The sequence below is a fragment of the Faecalicatena orotica genome (assembly GCF_905197545.1).
Classification (GTDB): Bacteria; Bacillota; Clostridia; order Lachnospirales; family Lachnospiraceae; genus Faecalicatena_A; species Faecalicatena_A orotica.
Genome location: NZ_CAJJZH010000001.1, coordinates 40,282 through 61,694 on the forward strand (window position 1 = coordinate 40,282; position 21,413 = coordinate 61,694).

15 protein-coding genes are annotated in these 21,413 nt (G+C 44.9%); 14 read left to right on the plus strand and 1 reads right to left on the minus strand.

From position 1 onward, the window contains the following. The 14 genes from ABIN22_RS00185 (at window position 1) to ABIN22_RS00250 (ending at window position 20,193) form a co-directional block, all read left to right on the plus strand. On the plus strand, window positions 1-711 hold the full coding sequence (locus ABIN22_RS00185) for a phosphonate C-P lyase system protein PhnL (protein ID WP_118620540.1): 711 nt from the start codon (window positions 1-3) through the stop codon (window positions 709-711). Next, the gene (locus ABIN22_RS00190) at window positions 711-1,523 is read left to right on the plus strand and encodes a PHP domain-containing protein (protein WP_118620541.1); all 813 of its coding nucleotides are present in this window, start codon (window positions 711-713) and stop codon (window positions 1,521-1,523) included. The genes ABIN22_RS00185 and ABIN22_RS00190 overlap by 1 nt, the downstream gene beginning before the upstream one ends. 111 nt (window positions 1,524-1,634) lie before the next feature. Next, entirely contained in the window at window positions 1,635-2,723 is a 1,089-nt protein-coding gene (locus ABIN22_RS00195) for a putative 2-aminoethylphosphonate ABC transporter substrate-binding protein (RefSeq protein ID WP_118620542.1), read from the plus strand. Window positions 2,724-2,733: 10 nt separating this feature from the next. Further along, a complete protein-coding gene (locus ABIN22_RS00200) occupies window positions 2,734-3,756 on the plus strand; it encodes an ABC transporter ATP-binding protein (RefSeq protein ID WP_109731102.1) in 1,023 nt (340 codons plus the stop codon). Window positions 3,757-3,778: 22 nt separating this feature from the next. Then, entirely contained in the window at window positions 3,779-5,482 is a 1,704-nt protein-coding gene (locus tag ABIN22_RS00205; protein ID WP_346906026.1) for a putative 2-aminoethylphosphonate ABC transporter permease subunit, read from the plus strand. 165 nt (window positions 5,483-5,647) lie between these two features. Next, window positions 5,648-8,575, plus strand: coding sequence for an insulinase family protein (locus tag ABIN22_RS00210; protein WP_346906027.1), 2,928 nt, complete (start codon window positions 5,648-5,650; stop codon window positions 8,573-8,575). A 72-nt stretch (window positions 8,576-8,647) separates the two neighbouring features. Further along, window positions 8,648-9,547: a GTPase Era gene (era, locus tag ABIN22_RS00215; protein ID WP_346906028.1), complete on the plus strand. Its 900-nt coding sequence runs from the start codon at window positions 8,648-8,650 to the stop codon at window positions 9,545-9,547. A gap of 314 nt (window positions 9,548-9,861) precedes the next feature. Next, complete coding sequence (recO, locus tag ABIN22_RS00220) at window positions 9,862-10,578, plus strand: DNA repair protein RecO (RefSeq protein WP_118620546.1); 717 nt, start codon at window positions 9,862-9,864, stop codon at window positions 10,576-10,578. Between the two features lie 200 nt (window positions 10,579-10,778). Beyond that, window positions 10,779-12,170 carry a glycine--tRNA ligase gene (locus ABIN22_RS00225; protein ID WP_118620547.1) on the plus strand — a complete coding sequence of 464 codons (1,392 nt, stop codon included), beginning with the start codon at window positions 10,779-10,781 and terminating at the stop codon, window positions 12,168-12,170. A 115-nt stretch (window positions 12,171-12,285) separates the two neighbouring features. Then, entirely contained in the window at window positions 12,286-13,053 is a 768-nt protein-coding gene (locus ABIN22_RS00230; RefSeq protein ID WP_346906029.1) for a transposase, read from the plus strand. 97 nt (window positions 13,054-13,150) lie between these two features. Beyond that, window positions 13,151-14,521 carry an aminopeptidase gene (locus tag ABIN22_RS00235; protein ID WP_346906030.1) on the plus strand — a complete coding sequence of 457 codons (1,371 nt, stop codon included), beginning with the start codon at window positions 13,151-13,153 and terminating at the stop codon, window positions 14,519-14,521. 237 nt (window positions 14,522-14,758) lie between these two features. Then, window positions 14,759-16,201, plus strand: coding sequence for an aminopeptidase (locus ABIN22_RS00240; protein WP_109733639.1), 1,443 nt, complete (start codon window positions 14,759-14,761; stop codon window positions 16,199-16,201). 449 nt (window positions 16,202-16,650) lie between these two features. Continuing rightward, entirely contained in the window at window positions 16,651-19,281 is a 2,631-nt protein-coding gene (gene ppdK / locus ABIN22_RS00245) for a pyruvate, phosphate dikinase (protein ID WP_118620550.1), read from the plus strand. A gap of 204 nt (window positions 19,282-19,485) precedes the next feature. Then, on the plus strand, window positions 19,486-20,193 hold the full coding sequence (locus ABIN22_RS00250) for a FadR/GntR family transcriptional regulator (RefSeq protein WP_109733651.1): 708 nt from the start codon (window positions 19,486-19,488) through the stop codon (window positions 20,191-20,193). A gap of 61 nt (window positions 20,194-20,254) precedes the next feature. Here the strand turns inward: ABIN22_RS00250 and ABIN22_RS00255 are convergent, their stop codons facing one another. Beyond that, window positions 20,255-21,370 carry a uroporphyrinogen decarboxylase/cobalamine-independent methonine synthase family protein gene (locus tag ABIN22_RS00255; protein ID WP_346906031.1) on the minus strand — a complete coding sequence of 372 codons (1,116 nt, stop codon included), beginning with the start codon at window positions 21,368-21,370 and terminating at the stop codon, window positions 20,255-20,257. Window positions 21,371-21,413: the final 43 nt, after the last annotated feature.

Below are 21,413 nucleotides of genomic sequence, written 5' to 3' on the forward strand. Positions count from 1 at the left end.
ATGGAAAAGATACTGGAAATACAGGGATTGTCGAAACAATTTTATTTATATGAACAGGATCGGGAAATCAAGAGCTGCAGTGATATTACCTTTACTTTGAATAAGGGCGGGTTTATCGGAATTGTGGGGACGTCGGGGGCAGGAAAATCAACGGTCCTGCGCTGCATATACCGCACATACCTCGCGACCACGGGGAAAGTGGTATATGACTCTTTGTCTTACGGGAAGCTGGATCTGGTCAGGGCGGATGAAAGAAAAATCATTCACTTAAGGAAGGTGGAGCTTGGGTATGTTTCCCAGTTTCTGACGATCCTGCCGAGAACGACAGCGAGGGAACATGTGATTAACGGTGCACTGGATGCCGGTTTTTCTTATAAGGAATCCGTAGAAAAAGCGGAAGAGATGCTCCGGTATTTTAAACTGAGTGAGACCTTGTGGGACATCTACCCGAATACATTTTCCGGAGGAGAAAAACTTCGCCTGAACCTGGCACATGCAATGGTAAAAGCGCCCCGGCTGCTGCTGCTGGATGAGCCGACGGCCTCCCTTGACAATGACACAAAGCTGCTCGTAAAGGAGCTGCTGATGAAACTAAAAAAAGAGGGGACATCCATGATCGGTATATTCCATGATCTGGAGTTCATGGAAGGGCTGTGTGACCATGTTTACAATATTTCAAAAGGAAGTTTTCAGGAAGGAGAGGCATCATAATGTATGCAGCAGATTTACATATACACACAGATGTGTCCGACTGCAGTATGAACGCAGAAGAAATCCTGAAGCTTGCCCTTGATAAAGGAATCACACATCTGGCCTTCACGGACCATGATACCACGGACTGTGCAGGAGAACATCTAAAACTGGCAGAAAAATACGGGATCAGGGCAATCCCGGGAGTAGAAATGTCTGCCTATGATTATAAGAAAAAGAAGAAAGTCCATATCTTAGGATATGGTTATCAGACCAACCGCCAGATCGAGGCGATTGGTCGTGAGACGTTAAAGAAGAGGACAGAAAACTGCCTGAAACAGATAGAAATACTGAACACACTCGGCTACCATGTTCCTGAGGAAGAGGCGGCCAGGATGGGAAGGACTGGCATTTACAAGCAGCACATACTGGATTACCTTGTAAAAACGGGGCAGGAAGAGACGATGTTTGGGGAGGTATATCACAACATCTTTAAAAACAACGGCCCCTGTGATTTTGATATCACCTACCCGGCGGCAGAAGATGTCATACAGGCGATTAAGGCAGATAAAGGAAGTGCAGTGCTGGCTCATCCCGGCCAGCAGAACAATTACAGTTCCATTCACCGCCTGACAGAAGCCGGCCTTGACGGAATCGAATTAAACCATCCGTCCCACAGGAAAAATGACAGGATAAGAGTAGAGGAATACTGCCGGACCTATCAGCTCATCATGACGGGCGGCAGTGATTTCCACGGCAGCTATGAAAAGACAAGGACAGAACTTGGCGGTTTTCCTGCCCATAAGAGCAGCGAGATCCTTTTCCTGTCATAAAAAACCACAATTTACATCATTTTACATAATTTATACAAAAAGCCGATGAAGATTCAACATTTGGACGCTATACTTCGTTTGTAATCTTAAAAAAGTTATTTGGAGGTAGTTATGAAGAAAATGATTGTATTGGCTCTTGCAGCCATGTTATCCGTAAGTGTACTGACGGGATGTGTGACGAAAGCTGATGCCAGCGGGACAGGGACAGAAGATACTGCCCAGGCAGCGGACGAGAATGTACTTAATGTTTATACGGCTCTGGAAGATGAGCAGGTTGCGGATTACCTGACTGAGTTCAAGGAGCAGAACCCGGATGTGACTGTAAATGTTACGAGGGAATCTACAGGTATTATTACATCAAAGCTCCTTGCAGAAAAAGACAATCCAGTAGCGGATGTAGTATGGGGATTATCAGCAACAAGCCTGCTCGTGCTCGGTCAGGATGATATGCTGGAGGGATATTCACCCGAGGGCGTTGATAAGATTCTGCCAGAATTCAAGGATGATGCGGAGGTTCCGACCTGGGTCGGGATTGATGCATGGGAGACAGCATTCCTTGTAAATAAGGAAGTACTGAAGTCCAAGGGGATTGATACCGTTCCCCAATCTTATGAAGACCTGCTGGATCCGAAGTATAAAGGCCTGATCGTAATGTCCAACCCTGCATCCTCAGGGACGGGGCTGCTGACTGTAAATGGTATCCTGAACTTATACGGCGATGAAGAGGGATGGGATTATCTGGACAAGCTGCATGAAAATGTTGCAGTCTATATGCACTCCGGTTCCCAGCCGGCAAAATCTGCGGCAGCAGGGGAATACGGAATTGGTATTTCCTTCGGATACCGCTGTATCCAGTCAGCCGAAGAAGTAGGAAGTGACATCTGTGAGGCTGTATTCCCTAAGGAAGGTTCCGGATGGGACATGGAAGCGAACGCTCTGATTAAGAAAGATCAGGAAAAAGAGATTTCTAAGAAGTTTCTTGACTGGGCGATTTCAGAGAATGTAATGAAAAAATATGCGACAAACTATCCGATCGTGGCAACAGGTGTTGGTGACAATATTCCGGAAGGATATTCCCAGAATCCGATTGACCAGCTGATTCCGGACATGGACTTTAACAAGGCTGCAAAGGACAGGGAATCAGTACTTGAAACATGGACGGAGAAATACGATTCTAAGAGTGCTCAGGAAGAAGGTTAGAGGCAGGACTATGAGTGTAAGTTTAAAAATTAGCGGCGTTTCAAAGGTATTTGATAAGAACGTAGCATTGAATAACGTAGACTTACAGATCCAGGCAGGCGAATTTGTCTGCCTGCTTGGCCCGTCAGGCTGCGGCAAATCAACGCTTCTGCGATTGATTGCCGGTCTGGACAGGCCGAGTGAAGGTAAGATCTATATCAATGACAGAGATGTGACGAACCTTCCTCCTTCCAGAAGGAATTTCGGTATTATGTTCCAGTCATACGCCCTTTTCCCGAATCTTTCTGCGTTTGAAAATGTGGCATACGGACTGCGTAATAAGAAGATGAAGAGCAAGGATATCCAGGAGCGCGTAGACCGGCTGTTTGAAATGATCAAGTTGACGAGTGCAAAGGACCGGCTTCCGTCCCAGATGTCCGGCGGGGAGCAGCAGAGGGTCGCACTGGCCAGGGCGCTTGCGACGGAACCTGATTTTCTCCTTCTGGATGAACCACTGTCCGCGCTGGATGCGAAGGTGCGTATCTCCCTGCGGAAAGAAATATGCAATATACAGAAAGAATTGAACCTGACGACGATCATGGTAACACATGACCAGGATGAGGCACTGACTATGGCGGACAGAATTGTCGTGATGAATAAGGCGGTCGTGATGCAGGAAGGAACGCCGGAAGAAATCTATGAACACCCGGAGAATCCGTTTGTGGCGGATTTTATCGGTTCTATTAATTTTATTGATAAAGAAAAAAGCAAAGTATATGACCTTGGAAATTATGAGCGTGTTGCAATACGTCCTGAAAAAATAGAAATCACAAGAAACCCGTCTGACAATGTGCTCCGCGGCAGGATCACGGATATCGAATTCAGAGGTTTTTATGACCGTGTTTCTGTTCAGGTGAGCCATGTTCTTTACGGAGATATGGTTCTGTATGTGGATGTTCCTTTCCAGACGGCAAAAGAGATGAAATTCAGGGTGGGGGAGAATGTGTACGTGAATTTGCCGAAAGAAGAACTGCTGTGTTTTGAATCAGCATGATGGGGAAGGAGATTAACAGGACATGGAACGTATAAAAGCAAAAATAAGAGGGGGGACGAAGGAAGACATTGTCAGGGGAATCCTGATCTGCTGCGTTGTTTTATTTCTCGTTTTGTTTCTGGTATTTCCTCTGTGCACCCTCTTTATGAAGGCATTCCAGAATAAAGACGGGGCATTTGTCGGACTTGACCAGTTTATAAAATATTTTCAGAGCAAGTCAATGGTTTATTCCATTTCACATACTTTTTTTATAGCAATCGTTTCTACTATAATATCCGTGACACTGGCTTTCTTTTATTCCTATGCGCTTTCCAGAAAAAATGTACCCTGGAAGGGGTTTTTCAGATATATCGGCATGATACCGATCTTTGCACCAACAATGCTGCTGGGTATCGCACTGATCTATCTGTTTGGAAATAAGGGAATCCTGACAGGCCTGGGACTTCAGATTCCACTTTACGGGAAAGTGGGCATTATCATCGCGGAGAGTATCTACTGCTTCCCGGTGGCGACCACGATCCTGATGGTGGCGTTTTCGGCGGCGGATAACCGGTTGTATGAGGCGGCGGATACGATGGGGACCTCAGCCATAAGAAAAATGTTTACCATTACGATCCCGAATGTAAAATATGGTCTGATCAGCGCGATTTTCGTGGCATTTACATACAGCTTTACCGATTTCGGGGCCCCGTCGGTTGTCGGGGGCAATTATAATGTTCTGGCGACGGATGTGTATAAGCAGGTCGTCGGGCAGCAGAATTTCAACATGGGGGCCGTGGTCGGAATCATCCTGTTATTCCCAGCCGTCCTGTCCTTTGCGGTAGACCGGATCACCAGCCAGAAGCAGAGCGCCGCAATCAGCGCCAAATCCGTGCCGTACCAGATCAAGCCGCACCGCACTTCGGATACAGCGGCCACCTTATTCTGCCTTCTGGTGACGGTTGCCATGATGCTGTTTTTCGCCGTGGCACTGTTTGCCTCCGTGATAAAGCTGTGGCCTTATAACCTGACATTTACACTTTCAAACTATGATTTAAGCAAGGTATCATCCGGGAATGGTTTCACAGCTTTTAAGAACTCTATTCTGATATCGCTGATCTCGGCATTCCTTGGAACATGCATCACATTTATTGGCGCCTATGTGATCGAGAAGAACCAGAAATTCAAGACGGGCAGGAGGGCGGCCTACCTGTTGTCGATCACTCCGCTTGCAATTCCGGGTACCGTGGTGGGATTGAGTTTTATTATGTTTTTTAATGCACCGTACTTTCAGATCCCGTTCCTTGATGGGTATATGCTGCAGAATCCGTTCCACGGCATATACGGGACCATCTGGATTATTGTGCTTGCCAATATGATCCATTTTTACTCCGTTCCATTCTCCACGGCAACAACGGCGCTGAAGGGACTGGACAAAGAGTTCGAAACCGTCTCGGAATCATTAGCGGTTCCGTTTTATAAGACACTGGGGCGTGTTACCTTACCTTTATGCATGCCCGCAATCTGCGAGATGTGGGTATACTTCTTCGTGAACTCACTTGTGACCGTATCCGCAGTGGTCTTTCTGTTCTCACCGGCGGCACCGATCGCATCCGTTGTCATCGTAAGCATGGAGGGTGCGGGACAGACCGCTCCGGCGGCAGCGATGTGTATGCTTCTGCTGTTTATCAATCTGATTGTGAGACTTCTGTATGAGAATCTGAAAAAATACAGGGGAAGGAAATAGAATATTCCGTTTTTTAATAATGGCCTGGGGGCAGAATGTCTGCTCCACAGGCTGTTTTTTTCGCATTTTTTCTGCATGGAGAAAATATTTGACATATGCAGACCCCTTTTATTGTGTTTGGGAAGATGCTATAATAGGAGCATCGAATAAAAAGTGAGGTGTAATATGAGTATTTTGGATTTGAATGCATATGAATTGATACAGCAGGAAAACTTATCTGATTTAAAATCGAAAGGCTATCTTTTTAAACATAAAAAGAGCGGGGCGAGGATTCTCCTGATGGAGAATGACGATGACAATAAAGTATTTGCGATCGGTTTTAGGACTCCGCCGTCTGACAGTACGGGTGTTCCGCATATTATGGAACACTCTGTTTTATGTGGTTCAAGGGATTTCCCTGTGAAAGATCCGTTTGTGGAGCTTGTGAAAGGGTCGCTGAATACATTTTTAAATGCGATGACTTACCCGGACAAGACGATTTACCCGATTGCAAGCTGCAATGACAAGGATTTCCAGAACCTGATGCATGTGTATATGGATGCGGTTCTTTATCCGAATATCTATGAGCATGAGGAGATTTTCCGTCAGGAGGGCTGGAGCTATAAGCTGGACAGTGAAGAGGACAAGCTCGGGTACAATGGAGTTGTTTACAATGAGATGAAGGGGGCGTTTTCCTCACCCGAGGGTGTGCTGGACCGCATGGTTCTGAATTCCCTGTTTCCAGATACTTCTTATGCGAATGAATCAGGCGGGGACCCGGATGTGATTCCGGAACTGACCTATGAGCAGTTCCTTGATTTCCACAGGAAATATTACCATCCTTCCAACAGTTATATCTATCTGTACGGTGACATGGATATGGAGGAAAAGCTTAAGTGGCTGGACCGTGAATATCTGAGTAAGTTTGATAAAATCGAAGTGGATTCCGAGATCCGTTATCAGGAACCATTTGACGCTGTGAAGGAAATTGAGATGGAATATTCGATCTCCAGTGAGGAGCCGGAGGAGGACAATACCTATCTTTCTTACAATAAGGTGATCGGGACAAGTCTGGATGAGAAGCTGTACCTTGCGTTCCAGATTCTGGATTATGCGCTTCTGTCTGCCCCGGGCGCACCGCTTAAGAAGGCACTTGTGGATGCGGGGATTGGAAAAGACATCATGGGATCCTATGACAACGGGATTTTGCAGCCTATTTTTTCTGTGATTGCAAAAAATGCTAACCTGGAGCAGAAGGAAGATTTTCTGGTTGTGATTGAGAATACGCTGAAGAATCTGGTGGAGAACGGTATTGACAAGAAGGCACTGGAGGCAGGAATCAATTATCATGAATTCCGTTTCCGTGAGGCCGATTTCGGCAGCTATCCGAAGGGACTGATGTATGGACTTCAGCTCTTTGACAGCTGGCTGTATGCAGAGGATAAGCCATTTATCCATATGCAGGCGATTCCGACGTTTGAATTTCTGAAAGCACAGGTGGGGACCGGTTATTTTGAAGAACTGATTCAGAAGTACCTGCTGGATAATACGCACGCTTCTGTCGTGATCGTGAAGCCGGAAAAAGGAAGAACCGCGCGACTGGATAAGGAACTGGATGACAAACTCCAGAACTATAAGGCGGGTTTAAATGATGAGGAAGTGAAAAAGCTTGTCCGGGATACGAAGGCACTGATTGAGTATCAGGAAGAGGAAGATTCGAAGGAAGATATGGAGAAGATCCCGGTCCTTCGCAGGGAAGATATTTCGAAAGAGACTGCCCCTATTTATAATGAAGAAAAAGATGTGGACGGGACGAAGATGGTCTATCATGATGTCGATACGAACGGAATCGGTTATTTGACGCTGATGTTCGATTTATCCTGTGTGCCGGAGGAAAAGCTTGCCTATGCAGGACTGCTGCAGGCAGTGCTCGGCCTGATTGATACGACGAACTATGAGTACGGGGAACTGTTTAATGAGATCAATGTGCATACCGGTGGAATCGGGACTTCCCTTGAGTTATATGCGGATGTGACAAAGGTCAAAGAAAAAGACTTCCGTGCCACATTTGAGATTAAAGGAAAAGCACTGTATCCGAAAATGGATGTCCTTTTCAAAATGATGCGCGAGATTCTGATGGAGTCCAGGCTGGACGATGAGAAGCGTCTGAAAGAGATCCTGTCCATGCTGAAGTCCAGACTGCAGATGAGTTTTCTGTCATCCGGACATACAACTGCCGCACTGCGTGCACTTTCCTATGACTCTCCGCTGGCAAAGTTCAAGGATGATGTGGACGGAATCGGATATTACGAGGCCGTAAAGGAGATTGAGGAACACTTTGAGGAGAAGAAGGGCGAACTGATTGCTAACCTGAAGGAACTGGCTGCAAAGCTCTTTAGGGCAGACAACATGATGGTAAGTTATACCGCTTCCGAAGATGGGCTTGAGCCTGCATATGAGGGGATCCGGGAACTTACAAAGAGCCTGCATGAGGAACCTGTGGGTGAAGAGACACCATGCATCATCCACTGCCATAAAAGAAATGAAGGCTTCAAGACCTCTTCCAAAGTACAGTATGTGGCCAGAGTCGGAAACTTCATCGACCACGGCGCCGAGTACAACGGTGCACTTCAGATACTGAAGGTAATCCTAAGTTACGACTACCTGTGGCAGAATATCCGCGTCAAAGGCGGCGCATACGGCTGCATGAGCAGCTTCAACAGACTCGGGGAAGGGTACTTTATATCCTACCGTGATCCGAACCTCGAGAAAACAATTGAAGTTTACGAAGGAATCGTAGATTACCTGAAGAACTTCACTGTGGATGAGCGGGATATGACAAAGTACGTGATCGGTACAATCAGCAATATCGACCGCCCGATGAACCCTTCCGCAAAGGGAGACCGCTCGATGAGCCTGTATATGAACCATGTCACTGAAGAAATGATCAAAAAAGAACGGATGGAAATCTTAGGGGCACAGCAGGAAGATATACGCAGACTGGCCGATGTCGTGGCAGCAGTGCTCGAGGCTGGGCAGCTCTGCGTAATCGGCGGAGAAGAAAAAATAGAGGAACAGAAAACACTATTCAAAGAAGTAAAAACCCTTTTTTAGGGACGTAATCTTTTTCAGTTTTACTACGTCCCAAATTGAGTTAAGTGGTGTACCTAAATGAGAGGAGAACGAATGAAGGATAATTTTAAGTCGGGTTTTGTTACTTTGATCGGACGGCCGAATGTGGGGAAATCTACGTTGATGAACCAGCTGATCGGGCAGAAGATCGCTATCACATCGAATAAGCCCCAGACAACGAGGAACCGTATACAGACGGTGCTGACAACGGATGAGGGGCAGGTTGTTTTTGTGGATACACCGGGAATTCACAAGGCGAAGAATAAGCTTGGTGAATATATGGTGAATGTAGCAGAGAAGACTTTAAATGAAGTGGATGTTGTACTGTGGCTGGTGGAGCCGTCGGATTTTATCGGCGCAGGGGAACAGCATATTATTGAGAAACTAAAGAATGTGAAAACGCCGGTTATTCTCGTTATCAACAAAATTGATATGGTAAAGAAGGAAGAAGTTCTGGGCTATATTGATGTCTACCGTAAGGAATATGATTTTGCAGAGATTGTCCCGGTTTCTGCGAGGAATGGGGATAACACGGATGAACTGGTCAAGGTGATTATGCAGTATCTTCCTTATGGGCCACAATTTTATGACGAAGATACAATTACGGACCAGCCGGAACGCCAGATTGTAGCGGAACTGATACGGGAAAAAGCACTGCACAGTCTGCAGGAAGAAATTCCGCATGGGATTGCGGTTGCGATCGACAGTATGAAGATGCAGAAAAAGGTGATGCATATAGACGCAACGATTATCTGCGAGCGAGATTCCCACAAAGGGATTATTATTGGGAAGCAGGGAAGCATGTTGAAGAAAATTGGCAGTACGGCGCGGTTTGAGATCGAACGCCTGCTGGACTGCAAGGTGAACCTGAAGTTGTGGGTTAAGGTACAGAAAAACTGGCGTGACAGCGATTTCCTGATGAAGAATTTCGGATACCGGGAAGAAGAAAATTAATGAATCGTTTTGCCCGGTGATTGTCAAGGCATTTTGACAAAATAGTACTGGTATATTTTACGAGGTATACTGCTGTCTGAATCGGAGAACCTAATATTATACCCAAAGCGCACATCGTAATACATGCCGCGCGGGCAGATATGACTGAAGAAGAGGTGATCTGATGGAGAAGGAATACTGGCAGCAGTTTACATCCACTGGAAAGGTGGAAGATTATTTAAGTTACAGGATGGAGCAGAAAAGCGGTACATCTGGACTTAATAAGGAAAGAAACAATGAGGTAGGGAACCGTGAATCAGATTGTACTGACAGGAATGGTACTGTCTACAGCTCCGGTTGGAGAGTATGACAGAAGAGTCGTCATATTGACAAAAGAACAGGGGAAAATAGCCGCGTTCGCTAAGGGCTCGAGACGTCCGAACAGTCCTTTGGTGGGGGCGGTAAATCCCTTTACGTTCGGTGAATTCACCATGTATGAAGGGCGGACATCACATACGATACAGTCCGCCAATATTACAAATTATTTTTCGGAACTAAGAAATGATATGATTGGGGCTTACTATGGGTTTTATTTTCTTGAATTTGCGAATTACTATACAAAAGAATTCAATGATGAACGGGAAATGCTGAAACTCTTATACCAGACGCTCAGGGCCCTCTCGAATCCCCATATTCCGAACCGGCTGATCCGTTACATATTTGAACTGAGGGCTTACTGTATTAACGGAGAAGGTCCTCAGGTATTCCAGTGCGTGGTGTGCGGGGATAAAGACCGGCCTGCGGTTTTCAGTGTGAATAAAGGGGGGATAGTTTGTTCGGAATGCGGCCACGATGTGATCGATGGGATGCGTCTGGATGGTTCTACGTTATATAGTATGCAATACATTGAAACAAGCAAAATAGAGAAACTGTATACCTTTAATGTGAAAGAGGAAGTTCTGGAGCAGCTGGCTAAAGTCATGGACAGGTACCGGGATGTGTATGTGGATAAAAAGTTTAAATCTCTGGAAATACTGGAGACACTAATATAAACGCTGCCAGTATACCGAAGTGACAGTAACAGCCATGCCTGATGGTTATGATACCATATGGTAAATTGAATGGAAATCTCCGTGTTGTGTCACAAGCGTAATGGGAGAATCATGGATTGTAATAAATGGCTTGAAAAAAAAGGAAATAGACCTTATAATAGTTAGCAATCGAGATGAAAAAGAATGTGAGGAGCAGTATTATGGTAGAAAAAACGATGGATAAGATTGTAGCTCTTGCTAAAACAAGAGGATTTGTTTACCCGGGTTCCGAGATTTACGGTGGGCTTGCCAATACATGGGATTACGGTAACCTTGGCGTAGAGTTGAAGAATAACGTAAAAAGAGCATGGTGGCAGAAGTTTATTCAGGAATCTCCATATAATGTGGGGGTTGACTGTGCAATCCTGATGAACCCGCAGACATGGGTGGCTTCCGGGCACCTTGGTGGATTTTCAGACCCGCTTATGGACTGCCGTGAATGCCATGAACGTTTCCGTGCAGATAAGCTGATCGAGGATTATTGTGCAGAAAATGGCATCGCTATTGAAGGCGCAGTCGATGCATGGTCTCAGGAGCAGATGTCAGCATTTATAGAGGAACACAATATTTTATGCCCATCCTGTGGAAAACACAACTTTACAGATATCCGTCAGTTCAACCTGATGTTCAAGACATTCCAGGGGGTTACTGAAGACGCTAAGAATACTGTTTATTTAAGACCAGAGACGGCACAGGGTATTTTTGTAAACTTTAAAAATGTCCAGAGAACATCCAGAAAGAAAATACCGTTTGGTATTGGCCAGATTGGTAAGTCTTTCAGAAATGAGATCACACCGGGTAACTTCACATTCCGTACAAGAGAATTTGAGCAGATGGAACTAGAATTCTTCTGCGAACCGGGCACAGACTTAGAATGGTTTGCATACTGGAAACAGTTCTGCCTTGACTGGCTGCATTCACTCGGCCTTACTGATGAAGAAGTAAGATACCGTGACCACGATAAAGAAGAACTTTCTTTCTACAGCAAGGCTACAACAGATGTAGAATTCTTATTCCCATTTGGATGGGGAGAACTGTGGGGGATCGCTGACAGAACAGATTATGACCTGACACAGCATCAGGAAGTTTCCAAACAGGATATGTCTTATTTCGATGATGAGAAAAAAGAAAAATACATTCCATACGTAATCGAACCATCACTCGGAGCTGACCGTATGGTACTTGCATTCCTTTGCAGTGCATACGACGAAGAAGAGCTGGAAGGCGGAGACATGCGTACAGTTCTTCATTTCCACCCTGCACTCGCTCCGGTAAAGATTGGAGTACTTCCGTTATCCAAGAAATTGAATGAAGGGGCGGAAAAAGTATTTGCAGAATTATCAAAGACATATAACTGTGAATTTGATGATAGAGGAAACATCGGAAAACGTTACCGCCGTCAGGATGAAATCGGAACCCCATTCTGCGTAACATACGACTTCGATTCAGAAGAAGATGGGGCAGTTACCGTCCGTGACAGAGACACAATGCAGCAGGAAAGAGTAAAAATCGAAGATCTGAAAACATACTTCGAAGAAAAATTAAAATTTTAATATATATGGGGACGTAATCTTTTTTAGGAAGGCTACGTCCCAAATTAACCTAAGTGGTGTACCAAAATGAAATTTACCCTGTACCTAAATGAACTATGAAAGGACGGGTGAATGTGTGCCGACAAAGAGACGTAGAAAAAGCAGCACAGATATTTATCATGTGACTGCTAAAGGAATAAATAAAGAACAAATCTTTAATCAAATCAGGGAACGCTATTATTTCAAGAAAATTCTGTTAAAACATCTGGGAAAATATGATGTAAAGATATATGCATATTGCATCATGTCGAACCATATCCATATAATTATCCGTTCAGAACTGAACATTTTATCGCTTTTTATGGCAAAGGTATTAGCTGAATATGCTGCCTATTATAATTATAAACATGGGAGAAATGGCCATGTATTTCAAAACAGGTTTGGAAGTGAATGTATTGAAACAATGCAGTATTTATGGAATTGCGTTAGATATATCCACATGAACCCAGTGAAAGCGAAAATGGCAAAAGACGTATGTACTTACAAATTCAGCAGTATGAAAGAATTTCAACAGAAAAAGGCTGTAGTTATACACGAAAGCGTAATCACAATGTGGGAAAATCGATTTGATAATTTTGATAACTTCCTAGATTTTCATAAAATGCAGGATACCTATACATATCAGGATATAGCTGCCGATGTAGAAATGCAGATGAAGAGTGCTGCATCTACCATACTTAGTGCTATGGCAGAAGCCGAAAAAGTAAAGGAAGATGTTGAGATTCTAGAAGATAAAGTCTTAAGAGAAAAGTACATGCAAAGTCTGAAAAGTTCTTTAAATATTTCACAAAAAAAAGCGGATAAATTGTATAATTACATAAAAAAGAGTATAATGGCTAAGTGATTACCAAAAAGGGACAGGGTAAATTTCATTTTGGTACACCATTAAATGCAATTTGGGACGTAGCAAACCTTAAAAATATTACGTCCCCAAGGAGGGTATGATGGATAAGAATTTATGGGAAGTTTACAACAACAATCAATTGGCAGAGCTTGATTCTCTGTCGTCTGCGTACAAATTGTTTCTGGATGCAGGCAAAACGGAAAGGGAGTGTGTGTCGGAGGTTATCAGGCAGGCAGAGGCTGCGGGATACAGGGATCTGGCAGCGGCTGAAGTGTTAAGGACAGGTGATAAGGTTTATGCCGCTTGGATGGGAAAATCAATTGCTCTTTTCAACATTGGGGAGGAGCCTTTGGAGGATGGCATGAACATTCTCGGTGCGCATGTGGATTCTCCGAGGATGGATCTGAAGCAGAACCCGCTTTATGAAGAGAGTGGATTTGCTTATTTTGATACTCATTATTATGGTGGAATCAAGAAATATCAGTGGGTTACGATTCCACTGGCCATTCATGGAGTTGTTGTGCGAAAGGACGGTACGAAGGTTGAGGTTGCGATTGGTGAGAAGGAAGAGGACCCGGTTTTTGTTGTGACCGACCTTCTGATTCATCTTTCTGGAAAGCAGATGGAGAAGAACGCCGCTACGGTGGTTGAAGGTGAGAATCTGGATATCCTGATCGGCAGCAGGCCTCTTGCGGGAGAGGAGAAGGATGCGGCAGCGGCGCAGATCCTGAAGCTCCTGAAAGATACATATGCCATAGAAAAGGAAGATCTCATGTCAGCGGAGCTGGAGATTGTTCCGGCCGGAAAGGCAAGGGACTGCGGTCTTGACAGAAGTATGATCATGGCTTACGGGCAGGACGACAGGGTATGTGCATACACTTCTCTGGCGGCAATGTTAAAAACAGAAAATGTGGAGCGTACTTCCTGCTGTATACTTGTGGATAAAGAGGAAATAGGAAGTGTAGGTGCAACTGGTATGCATTCCAGATTTTTTGAGAATGCAGTAGCCGATCTTATGGATAAAATGGGATGTTTCTCAGAACTGAAGCTGCGCCATGCGCTTGCTAATTCTGCTATGATTTCTTCAGATGTAGGGGCAGCTTATGATCCGATGTACGCTGATGCCTATGACAAGAAATCATCATCTTTCTTTGGAAAAGGGATTGTAGTCAAGAAGCATACAGGTTCCAGGGGAAAGAGTGGTTCTAATGATGCAAATGCGGAGTATATTGCGAAGCTGAGAAAAGTATTTGACGACAATCAGGTAGCTTTCCAGATGACGGAAATGGGAAAAATAGATGTCGGTGGCGGCGGTACAATTGCTTATATTCTGGCGCAGTTTGGAATGGAAGTAATCGACGGCGGTGTTGCTGTATTGTGTATGCACGCACCTTGGGAAATTGCAAGCAAAGCCGATGTATACGAAGCATACAGAGCATACTGCGCATTTCTGACTGATATGCGTTAAGTAAAAAGGTATAAAATCAGAAACATGTATGAAACTCAATACACTAAAAAACAAAGAAACGGCTGACCAGCCGTTTTTTTGTTCCCAGAAGTAAGGTATAGTTTTCCCAAAATCCTCCATAATAATCAAAGAGAATCCGGATGTCTGATTAATGTGCTGATATGTTTTTATCCTGCTGGTGTTATGTGCCTCAAGCATGATAAATGTGAAAAAGTGTCTGGAGAAAGGGAGAACTATATGGAAAGAAAAAATGCATGGAACTACTATAGTGAGGAAGAACGCAGACGGGTGGAAGATATCTGCCACGCATACTGCCATTTTCTGGACTGCAGCAAAACAGAACGGGAATGTGCCGCTGCGGCTATTAAACTTGCAAGGGCCCAGGGATACAGGGACCTTAAGACGATACAGGAAGCGAAGGAGACGCTGAAACCGGGCGACAGAGTATATGCCTGCCACATGGACAAGGCTGTTGTACTTTTTCAGATAGGTGCGGAACCTTTGGAGAAGGGGATGAATATTCTGGGGGCGCATATTGATTCGCCGAGGATTGATGTAAAGCAAGTTCCGCTGTACGAAAGTCATGGAAATGCCTATCTGGACACACATTACTACGGGGGTGTTAAAAAATATCAGTGGATGGCACTCCCGCTGGCTATTCATGGTGTTGTGGTCAGAAAAGACGGGACAAAGGCAGAAATCAAAATTGGGGAAAGAGAAAAGGATCCGGTTTTCGTCATAACAGATCTCCTGCCCCATCTGGGAAAGGAGCAAAATGAAAAGAAGGTCAAAGAGTTCATTGATGCAGAGAAGATGGACCTTCTGATTGGGAACCTGCCGGCCGGGAAGGGCATAGAAAAGAAGGCGCTTGGGAAAAAGCATCTGGAGATTGTTGACGGAGAGGAAACCGCTGAAGAGAATGAACTGGTGAAGAGGACAATATTAAGGTTTCTGCGGGAAGAGTACCACATCAGGGAAGAGGATTTTATATCAGCAGAATTAGAAATCGTGCCTGCCGGAAAAGCCAGGGACTGCGGTTTTGACAGGAGCATGATACTGGCGTACGGGCAGGATGACAGGAGCTGTGCCTTTACCTCGCTGCTTGCACTGCTTGAGCAGAAAATGGCGAAACGTACGTCCTGCTGTCTGCTGGTTGATAAAGAAGAGATTGGAAGCACCGGGGCAACCGGAATGCGTTCCCATTTTTTCGAGAACACCCTTGCGGAAATAATGGAACTGGGCGGTGATTATTCAGAACTGAAGCTGCGCCGCTGCCTTTCCAATTCCAAAATGCTTTCCTCAGATGTCAGCGCGGCCTATGACCCGATGTTTGAGGAATATTTCGAAAAGAAGAACAGCGCATATCTTGCAAACGGGCTTGTATTCAATAAATATTCTGGAAGTGGGGGGAAATCAGGGGGAAACGATGCAAATCCTGAATTTATAGCGGACTTAAGGCGGATCATGGAGAAATACCAGGTTGTCATGCAGACAGCGGAGCTGGGGGCGGTAGACAGAGGGGGCGGAGGAACCATCGCCTATCTGATGGCAGATTACGGGATGGATGTGATTGACTGCGGTATTCCGGTTCTGAGCATGCATGCTCCGTGGGAAGTATCCAGTAAGGCCGATATCTACGAATCACTAAAAGGATATCTGGCATTTCTGAAAGAGGCTTAGAGTGTGTTTGATAATTCATTGTACACGTCTGACCGCCCCGCTTCACGACCTATTTGAGCCAAATTTTATCAACGTAGAACCACTACCCTTCAAAAATTTGGCTCAAATATCTCGCAAAGTAGGACAATCAGCCATATATATGATTTATCAAATACACTCTAGCAAAATGAGCCCGCCTGCTGTGATGTCCTTTTTTTGTACACAAGGCAAATTCCTTCATATAAGGGAGTTTGCCTAGTTTTTTGATATTATGTGAAATAAAATTGTGAATAATTCCAAATAAAAAATCGGGCTTGTCGGAAAAGGGTATTTTAAACAAAAAATCTTGCTAAAGATTGGTCAAAATTCCGTACAAAGTGCTTGACGAGCCTAAATAAAACCATTAAAATATTATATGCGACTTAGTGCAATATTATTTGTAAAAAATATTTTTAGGAGGTCATTAAGACATGGCAAAATGGGTTTATATGTTTACAGAAGGTAACGCGACCATGAGAAACCTGCTTGGTGGTAAGGGTTCCAATCTTGCTGAGATGACGAATTTAGGTCTTCCGGTACCACAGGGATTCACAATCACAACTGAAGCTTGTACTCAGTACTATGAAGATGGTGAAAAGATCAATGACGAGATCATGGATCAGATCATGGAATCCATCACAAAGATGGAAGAAGTTACCGGAAAGAAATTCGGTGATAAAGAGAATCCGCTTCTTGTTTCTGTTCGTTCCGGAGCAAGAGCTTCCATGCCGGGAATGATGGACACAATCCTGAATCTTGGTTTAAATGAAGAAGTAGTTGAAGTACTGGCTGCTAAATCCGGCAATCCACGCTGGGCTTGGGACTGCTACAGAAGATTCATCCAGATGTATTCAGACGTAGTTATGGAAGTTGGTAAGAAATACTTCGAAGAACTCATCGACAAGATGAAAGAAGAAAAAGGTGTTACACAGGACGTTGACCTGACAGCAGAGGACCTTCAGGTTCTGGCAGGACAGTTCAAAGATGAATACAAGAAGATGTTAGGCGAAGAGTTCCCGACTGATCCGAAGGAACAGTTAATGGGCGCTATTAAGGCTGTATTCCGTTCATGGGACAACCCGAGAGCTAACGTTTACCGTCGTGACAATGATATCCCGTATTCATGGGGAACAGCTGTTAACGTACAGATGATGGCATTTGGTAACATGGGTGATACTTCAGGAACAGGTGTTGCATTTACACGTGACCCTGCAACAGGAGAGAAGAAGCTCATGGGAGAATTCCTGATGAACGCTCAGGGCGAGGACGTTGTTGCCGGAGTTCGTACACCTCAGAAGATTTCCCAGTTACATGAAGTTATGCCGGAAGTTTATGATCAGTTCGTAGCAATTTGTGATAAACTGGAAGACCACTACAGAGACATGCAGGATATGGAGTTTACAATCGAGGATAGAAAACTGTACATGCTGCAGACACGTAATGGTAAGAGAACAGCTCAGGCTGCCCTGAAGATTGCTTGTGATTTGGTTGATGAAGGAATGATCACAGAAGAAAAAGCTGTTGCAATGATCGATCCTAGAAACTTAGATACACTGCTTCACCCACAGTTTGACGCTGCTGCACTGAAGGCTGCAACACCTGTTGCAAAGGCTTTAGGAGCTTCACCAGGAGCTGCATGCGGTAAGATTGTCTTCACAGCTGACGATGCTAAGGCATGGGCTGCAAGAGGAGAGAAAGTCGTACTTGTACGTCTTGAGACATCTCCGGAAGATATCGAAGGTATGAAGGCTGCCCAGGGTATCCTGACAGTACGTGGAGGTATGACATCTCACGCTGCCGTTGTTGCACGTGGTATGGGTACATGCTGTGTATCCGGATGCGGTGACATCGCTATGGACGAGGCTAACAAGAAGTTTACACTTGCAGGAAAAGAATACCATGAAGGAGATGCAATCTCTCTGGATGGTTCCACAGGTAATATCTATGACGGATTAATCCCGACAGTTGATGCTACAATCGCCGGTGAATTCGGAAGAATCATGGGATGGGCTGACAAGTACAGAACCATGAAAGTCCGCACAAATGCAGATACACCTGCAGATGCTAAGAAAGCTCGTGAACTGGGAGCAGAAGGTATCGGACTCTGCCGTACAGAGCATATGTTCTTCGAGGGCGACAGAATCGATGCATTCCGTGAGATGATCTGCTCAGATACAGTAGAAGAAAGAGAAGCAGCACTTGAGAAGATTCTTCCAGTACAGCAGGGAGACTTTGAAGGTTTATTTGAAGCTCTGGAAGGAAACCCGGTTACAATCCGTTTCTTAGATCCGCCGCTTCATGAATTCGTTCCTACAGAGGAAGAAGACATTAAGAAACTGGCTGATGCCCAGGGCAAGACTGTAGAAGAGATTAAGACAATCATTGATTCTCTTCATGAGTTCAACCCGATGATGGGACACCGTGGATGCCGTCTTGCAGTTACTTACCCAGAGATTGCAAAGATGCAGACAAAGGCTGTTATCCGTGCAGCTATCAACGTACAGAAGGCACATCCTGACTGGAACGTTTGCCCGGAAATCATGATCCCATTGGTTGGTGATATCAAAGAGTTAAAGTATGTAAAGAAATTTGTTGTTGAGACAGCAGACGCTGAAATCGCAGCAGCAGGAAGCGACCTGAAGTACGAAGTTGGTACTATGATCGAGATCCCGAGAGCTGCCCTTACAGCTGATGAGATTGCTAAAGAAGCTGATTTCTTCTGCTTCGGAACAAATGACCTGACACAGATGGCATACGGATTCTCACGTGATGATGCAGGTAAGTTCTTAGATGCTTACTATGATGCAAAGATCTTCGAGAACGACCCATTTGCTAAGCTTGACCAGACAGGTGTCGGCAAGTTAATGGAAATGTCAATCAAATTAGGAAAACCGGTTAACCCGAACCTGCACATCGGAATCTGCGGCGAGCACGGTGGAGATCCAAGTTCTGTAGAATTCTGCAACACACTTGGTCTGGATTATGTATCCTGCTCACCATTCCGTGTACCGATTGCAAGACTGGCTGCTGCTCAGGCTGCAATTACGAAAAAGAATGCATAATCGGCGGATTTATCTGACTGATATGTGATGGAAACCTCTTATACCGTTGGGAAACCGATGGTGTGAGAGGTTTTTAATTGTACCTTCGCGGCATAATAAACAGTACTCGAAATGCGTGGACGATTAATTTCCATATAAGACTTGACTAAGCACGCGGCTGACCTTATAATCAAATAAAAAGCGGTCAGACCGGTTAGGAGTATTATGGAGTACGGTAGAGATACAGGAAGAAAAAGATTATTATATTCTAAGCTATCAGATAGAATATACCAATACATAAAAGAAGAGCACTTAAGTCCGGGGGACAGACTGCCGGGGGAACGTAAGCTGGCGGCGGACTGGAAGGTCAGCCGCCCGTCCCTGCGTGAAGCGATCCGGGAACTGGAGAATCAGGGGATTGTCCGTGTGGAAGTGGGAAAAGGGACATTTGTCACTGATTATGTAGAGGGAAGGCAGTTGAGCATTAATCTTGCTTTAAAGAATTTTTTGGAACTATTTGAGATTAAGACTGTGTTGGAGAGATACAGTCTTGAGAAAGCGATTCCCAATATATCCGAAGAAAAGCTGAAAGAATTGGAAGATATGGCTGTACAGATGGATGCGGTAGCGGCGAAAGGGATCATGCCTAAGGAAATGGACCACCAGTTCCACCGCAGCATAAGTGAGAGTTACGGGAATCAGGAACTGGCTAATCTGGTCTGCAATATGATCGAGATGTATGAAACCTTTGATAATGACCTGTATGGGTATTTCGAAGACAAAGATTTTGATTATTTACCAATTTTGCTTCAGACATTTCCATATCATCTGGAGATGGTGCGGATGATGAAGGAGAGGAATGTAGAAGAGGCATTGAAAAGGTTTGATAAGATAGTCGCTTTAGATCTGGAAATATACGGACAGATTAAGTAAAGAGCAGGCCGGGCATGGGAGAACGAGTGTTTCCCGTGCCCGGCCTGTTGGAAATGTAACCTTAATCCAGAATGTTTTTGATTTTCTCGCAGTAATATTGTACGTTTTTCCACTTTGCATCATCGGGAATCCGGTGGTCCGGACAGGGGATGTAGCCGGACAGCCGGGCCAGCGGTTTCAGCCTGTTTATTTCTTCGTCTATGGCTGCATAATCCTGGGAGAGCACAGATTTGCGCATGCCGCCGATTCCTTTTAAGGGGCGCCCGTATTTCTCGCGCCAGGGGGCTATGCTGGCATCCCAGGTCCCGACTTCGATTGGAAACATTGTATTGACTCCGTTTTTCAGCCAGATCGGGAGAAGGGAGTCTACCAGCCCGTCACAGTCTACGCTGATGGTTCTGACATCATATTCCATGAGCAGGTCCGTTATCTTTTTGTAATGGCGTGCGGTGTATTGTTCGAATACATCCGGGGCTAATAAGGGGCCGTTTTTATAACAGACGTCTTCCCAGAAATGTGCGTAATCGAACCGGATGCCCGTATCCAGAGTCCTTTTTACGGATTTCAGGCAGAGGTCTCCGATGGTATCAAACATTTCTTCGAGAAGTTCTTCATCGTCTACCATCATGTAACTGAATTCTACAATTCCGAGATAGTCCCTGATACGCCCGCAAAGGCTGCCGCAGTGGAGGCCGATGGGATTCCCCTTCTTTTGTTCCGATATGACACGGTTTAATTCTGACTGGGAAAAACGCTCTTCTGTGTAAGTTAGTTTCGGTAAATAGTATTTTTCCCAGGATTCTCTGTCTTCCAGCAGGTGCCCGACCTCGGCGGGAATAGACTTGGCCCCGGCACGCTGGAGGATGTACACTCCGTCACAGTTGATATATTTATCGAAGCCATTATCCAGATGTTCTACGAATTTTTCCTCGAAGAAGGGGAAAAGTTCGGTGGTAGTTATACGGCTGGCATGCCACCCGAAATCAAATCCTAATTTTTGTGAGAGAATTTCTTCTCCTTCAAAAGAGTATTCTTCTAAATCCAGAATATCTTTGCCAAGGTGCCCTTCCTGAACCCATCTTTCGATGACCTCCGGGGTAAAGCCAAAATGTACGGTGGGCATCCGGTCCGGTTTTTCGTAATTCATAATCGCCTGAAGGCGTTCTCGGTTATTCATGATCCATACTTCCTTTCATCATAAGATTCTCACATCTGTTCTT